General features: G+C 68.5%; 7 protein-coding genes. 3 read left to right on the plus strand and 4 right to left on the minus strand.

Translation table 11 applies throughout. From position 1 onward, the window contains the following. Positions 1–907 (plus strand): 2-oxoacid:acceptor oxidoreductase subunit alpha (locus tag VKH46_13840; GenBank protein HKB71924.1); only part of this gene is annotated, 907 nt, incomplete at its 5' end. Next, on the plus strand, positions 904–1,947 hold the full coding sequence (locus tag VKH46_13845) for a 2-oxoacid:ferredoxin oxidoreductase subunit beta (GenBank protein HKB71925.1): 1,044 nt from the start codon (positions 904–906) through the stop codon (positions 1,945–1,947). The genes VKH46_13840 and VKH46_13845, both read left to right, overlap by 4 nt. A 245-nt stretch (positions 1,948–2,192) precedes the next feature. Here the strand turns inward: VKH46_13845 and VKH46_13850 are convergent, their stop codons facing one another. Genes VKH46_13850 through VKH46_13860 form a run of 3 tightly spaced genes read right to left on the minus strand, consistent with a single transcriptional unit; the run spans position 2,193 to position 3,740 of the window. Continuing rightward, complete coding sequence (locus VKH46_13850) at positions 2,193–2,705, minus strand: peroxiredoxin (GenBank protein HKB71926.1); 513 nt, start codon at positions 2,703–2,705, stop codon at positions 2,193–2,195. Beyond that, the gene (locus VKH46_13855) at positions 2,683–3,255 is read right to left on the minus strand and encodes a molybdenum cofactor guanylyltransferase (protein ID HKB71927.1); all 573 of its coding nucleotides are present in this window, start codon (positions 3,253–3,255) and stop codon (positions 2,683–2,685) included. Before VKH46_13855 ends, VKH46_13850 begins: the two co-directional genes overlap by 23 nt. Positions 3,256–3,278: 23 nt before the next feature. Continuing rightward, positions 3,279–3,740 carry a c-type cytochrome gene (locus VKH46_13860; protein HKB71928.1) on the minus strand — a complete coding sequence of 154 codons (462 nt, stop codon included), beginning with the start codon at positions 3,738–3,740 and terminating at the stop codon, positions 3,279–3,281. Positions 3,741–3,832: 92 nt separating this feature from the next. On the opposite strand from VKH46_13860, the gene VKH46_13865 reads away from it, so the two are divergent. Further along, positions 3,833–4,483, plus strand: a complete 651-nt coding sequence (locus VKH46_13865) for a hypothetical protein (protein HKB71929.1) — start codon at positions 3,833–3,835, stop codon at positions 4,481–4,483. Between the two features lie 85 nt (positions 4,484–4,568). On the opposite strand, the gene VKH46_13870 is transcribed toward VKH46_13865, so the two are convergent. Then, positions 4,569–4,830, minus strand: a 262-nt coding sequence (locus tag VKH46_13870; protein ID HKB71930.1) for a bifunctional 3,4-dihydroxy-2-butanone-4-phosphate synthase/GTP cyclohydrolase II, incomplete at its 5' end; no start/stop codon positions are given.

The raw sequence follows: 4,830 nt of genomic DNA on the forward strand, positions 1-4,830 counted from the left end.
GGCCGAGTTCGTGGGCCTCGGCTACTACACCGAGATCCCCGCCGTCATCTTCGACATCCAGCGGGTCGGCCCCTCCACGGGGCTCCCGACGCGCACGATGCAGGGGGACGTCCTCTCGACCTACTACCTCTCGCACGGCGACAAGAGCCACGTTCTCCTTTTCCCGTGCTCGATGACCGAGTGCTACTCGATGGCGATCGACGCCTTCGAGCTCGCCGAGAAGCTCCAGACCCCCGTCTTCGTGATGAGCGACCTCGACCTCGGCATGAACAACTGGGTGAGCGATCCGTTCCCGTATCCGGACCGGCCGATCTCGCGGGGGAAGGTCCTCGACGCGAAGGCGATCGAGGAGCGCGGCGGCTTCGCCCGCTACCGCGACGTCGACGGCGACGGCATCCCGTACCGGACGCTCCCCGGCACGAACCATCCGCTGGCCGCGTACTTCACGCGCGGCTCCGGGCACACCGACCGGGCGACCTATTCCGAGCGCCCCGAGGACTACGTCGCGATCATGGACCGCCTCGCGCGCAAGCACGACACCGCGCGGACGCTCGCGCCCGCCCCGGCGCTCTCCGGCGGCGGCAAGGCCCCCGTCGGCATCCTCGCCTTCGGCTCCTCTCACTGGGGCGTCATCGAGGCCCGCGACGTGCTCCGGGCCGAAGGGATCGAGACCGACTACCTGCGCCTGCGCTCGCTCCCCTTCGCGCCCGAGGTCCTCGACTGGGTCCGCTCCCACGAGCGGGTCTACGTGGTCGAGCAGAACCGCGACGCGCAGATGAAGAGCCTGCTGACGATCGAGCTCGGCGCCGACAGCGGCCGCCTGCGCTCGATCCTCCACTACAACGGACTGCCTCTCGACGCCCAGACCGTCGTGGAAGGCGTCGAGCTCGGAGAGGTGAAGCTGTGAGCAGCGTGACGGAACCGAAAGCCCCCGCGACCAACCGCCTCGGCCTGACCGTGAAGGAATACGGCGGGCTCAAGTCCACGCTCTGCATCGGGTGCGGACACGACGTGATCACGAAACAGATCACGCAGGCCTTCTACGAGATGGGAGTCGATCCCTATCGCGTCGCCAAGCTCTCCGGCATCGGCTGCTCTTCGAAGACGACCGCCTATTTCGTCGAGCGCGGCCACGGGTTCAACGCGGTCCACGGCCGCATGCCGGCCGTCGGCTCGGGCGTGATGCTCGCCAACCGCACGCTGCTGGCGATCGGGGTCTCGGGCGACGGCGACACCGCGTCGATCGGCGCCGGCCAGTTCGTCCACCTCCTTCGCCGGAACATCCCGATGATCTATGTCGTCGAGAACAACGGCGTGTACGGCCTGACGAAGGGTCAGTTCTCGGCCACCGCCGACCTCGGCTCGAAGCTCAAGAACGGCGTCGTCAACGACCTCCCGGCGATCGATCTCTGCGGCCTCGCGATCGAGCTCGGGTGCTCGTTCGTCGCGCGATCCTTCTCGGGCGACATGAAGCAGCTCGGCGCGCTGCTGAAAGCGGCGATCGCTCATCGCGGTACCTCACTCATCGACGTCATCTCTCCGTGCGTCACGTTCAACAATCACGAAGGGTCGACGAAGTCGTACAAGTGGTCGAAGGACCACGAGGAGGCGATCCAGGAGATCGGCTTCGTCCCGTACTTCGAGGACGTGACCGTGGAACAGAAGCCCGGCGAGACGCAGGAAGTCGAGATGCACGACGGGTCGAAGCTGCGCCTCAAGGCCCTGCGCGCCGACTTCGATCCGACGGACCGTGGCAAGGCGGTGGAGCTCCTGATCGAAGCGCGCGAGAAGCAGGAGTTCCTCACCGGACTCATCTACATCAACGAGACGACGCCCGATTTCCTCACCCAGCTCAACATGGTGGACGAGCCGCTCGCCACACTCCCCGAGTCGAAGACCCGCCCGCCGAAGGCGGCGCTCGACGCGATCATGGCGGAGCTCTCGTAGTCACATCGCCCTTCATTCCGCTGACGGCGCCCCGGAAAACCCGGGGCGTTTTCATTTTCGGGTGGACTATCTCGCGTGATCTATACCGTTTCGGTCAGGGATCGTCCCAAGACGCGGCGAGGCGCGAGGGAGACGGGATGCGGGCAGGCCGCGCCGCCCGAAGGCGTACCGGGGCGTACGTCTAGGGCGAGCGCGGGTGGCACGCGCTCGTATCGCTCGATGCATCGTCCGCGTCTAACCCTTCGTCAGAGGCTGTCGAGGATCGCCCTGGGGTGGCTCTTCGGTTCGACCTGCGGCCAGGCCTGCACGATCGTCCCGTCGGGGCCGATCACGTACGTGATCCGTTTCGCGAAACCCGCCTGCGGCGAGTCCGCGGCGCCGTAGGTCAGCCCGATCTTCCGGTCCATGTCGCACAGCAGCGGAAACGGATAGTCGAACTTCTTCGCAAACGCGTCGTTCTCTTCGGGGGTGTCGAACGAGATGCCCCAGATCTCCGCGTTCTTCTTCTGGAACTCCGGATAGAGGTCGCGGAACCCGCAACCCTCGAGCGTTCAACCGGGGGTGTCGGCCTTGGGGTAGAACCAGAGGACGATCGTCTTTCCCCGCTGGTCGGAGAGTTTCACCGTCTCTCCCCGGTGGGTCTTCACGGCGAAATCGGGCGCCGGATCGCCGGCTTTCAGCATCTTCGTCTCCCCTTTCCTGCGGAGCAGGTCCCGGACCGCGAGCCGGAAGACCCTAAGCGTCAGGGACGGTTTCATGGTCTTCGGGACGGTTCCAGTTCTCGAAGCTTTCCGGGCCGCCCCATCGGCGCCAGAAGGTCTCGTCCCGGACCGCTCCCCCGCATTCTGCCACAAGCTCCCGAATGGCGAGGCGTCCCGCCGCGATCCGCGCGTCGAGCTCCGGGAGGATCGACGGGGCATACGCCGCGCAGAGCGCCTGGATCCTCCCTTCGGCCGACGGGACTACGCACGGCAGCGCCTTCTCGACGAGCTCGCGCGCGAGCGCGGCCGCGAGCGCGGGCGGAAAGCGCGGCAGGTCGACCGCCAGCACGAACACGGGGCCGCCGAGCTCGGCGAGCGCGGCGCGGATCCCGAAGATCGGCGCGAACTCCGTCTCGGGGTCGGTCACGACGCGCAATCCTTCCGCCGAGAAGCGGTCACGGGTCTTGGCGGAGACGACGACCTCGTCGAAGACGGCGGAGAGCCGGCCGGCCTGGAACAGGACGAGCGGCCGCCCCTCGACGGGAATCCACGCCTTGTCGCGCCCCATCCGGCGCGACCGTCCCCCGGCGAGGATCACCCCCGTCACTCCGGGGACCCGCGCCGGCCGGATCAGTGAAGCGACTTCAGGTACGCGACGACCGCGCGCGCGTCCTCCGGGCTCATGTGGAACTGCTGCATGGGGGGGCGCGGCGGGGTTCCGCCGCGGGTGATGCCTTCCGTGAGGAGGCGCACGCCCTCCCCTTCCGTGTACCCGATCATCCCGCGGATGTTCGGGGCCTGGTAGGCCCACGGCTGGCCGGGATACGGAGAATTGAACGGAATGGGCGCCCCCGTGAGGAGCTTCGTCTCGATCAGCCGCCCGGCTTCGTCGCGCGGCGAATGGCACTGGATGCACAGCGCCACGTCGTGCACGAGGTAGCGCCCGCGCTCGACGAGCGGTCCGGCCGGGGCCGCCGGTTTGGCCGCCGGGGCGCCCGAGGCCTCTTTCGGCGCCGCGCCGGCCGGCGGCGTCTTCGGCCCGGCCGCGACGACCGCGAGAGACAGCCCGATGGCGAAGACGGCGAGCTTCATATCGACCTCCGACGGACGGGACCCGACGCTGATCGTACCAGCATCCTCCGAAGTCCCGGAAGCGATCCCGGCGCGGCTGCTACGATCCCGCCGTGATCTCTCTCGTGATCCCGATCCGCGGCGAGCCCGCCGGATGGTGGGAGAATTTCACGCCCGTCTCGGCCGATTTCGAGATCGTCGTGGTCGACGGCGGCCTCGGGCCGGCGCTGCCCGGCCGTTTTCCGGCGCGCGTGCTCGAGCTGCCGGGGACGTCCCGCGGGGCCCGGCTCGACGCGGGGGCCCGCGCCGCCGCCGGCGACGTGCTCTTCTTCCTGCACGGGGACTCGCGGCCTCCCGGAGACGCGCGCGCCCGCATCGAGGCGGCCGTCGAAGGCGGCGCCGCCGCCGGATGCTTCCGGCTCGCCTATCGGGAATCGACGCCCGCGCTGCGGTGGATCGCCGCGTGCGCGAACCTTCGCACGCGCTGGCTCAAGCTGCCGTTCGGCGACCAGGGGATCTTTTGCACGCGCGGCGCTTACGCCGATGCGGGCGGCTTCCGCGACCTCCCGGTCTGCGACGATCTCGATTTCGTCCGGCGGCTCCGGCGCGCGCGCGGCTTCACCGTGCTCGACGCGCCCTGCGCCGCCTCCGCCCGGCGATACCGCGGCCGCGCGGCCCGCCAGGTGCTGCGCAACGCGCGAGTGCTCGCGGGGTATTTTGCCGGGATTGCGCCGAACAGGCTGGAGAGATGGTACCGGGAATGAAGGTCGCCGCGGGAGACGCGCGGTCCGTAAGAGATCCTTCGCTCTCACGAGCTCAGGATGGTTTGACCGCGCGGGAGACGCGCGGTCAAACCATTTTCAGCAGGTGCCCCATCTTGTTCTTCTTCGCCTCGAGGTAGCGCTTCGTCTTCTCGGTGGGGCGCACCTCGAGGGGGACCCGCTCGACGATCGAGAGACCGTAGCCGTCGATCGCGACGTACTTCGATGGATTGTTCGTCATGAGCCGCATCTTTCGGACGCCCAGGTCCCGGAGGATCTGGCAGCCGACACCGTAATCCCGGATGTCGGGCGGGAACCCGAGCTTCTCGTTGGCCGAGACCGTGTCGTCT

This window comes from Thermoanaerobaculia bacterium (genome assembly GCA_035260525.1).
Classification (GTDB): Bacteria; Acidobacteriota; Thermoanaerobaculia; order UBA5066; family DATFVB01; genus DATFVB01.

Excerpts from the sequence above, each read along its gene's own strand:
- VKH46_13860 (HKB71928.1), bottom strand. The coding sequence starts at position 3,740 with ATGAAGCTCGCCGTCTTCGCCATCGGGCTGTCTCTCGCGGTCGTCGCG.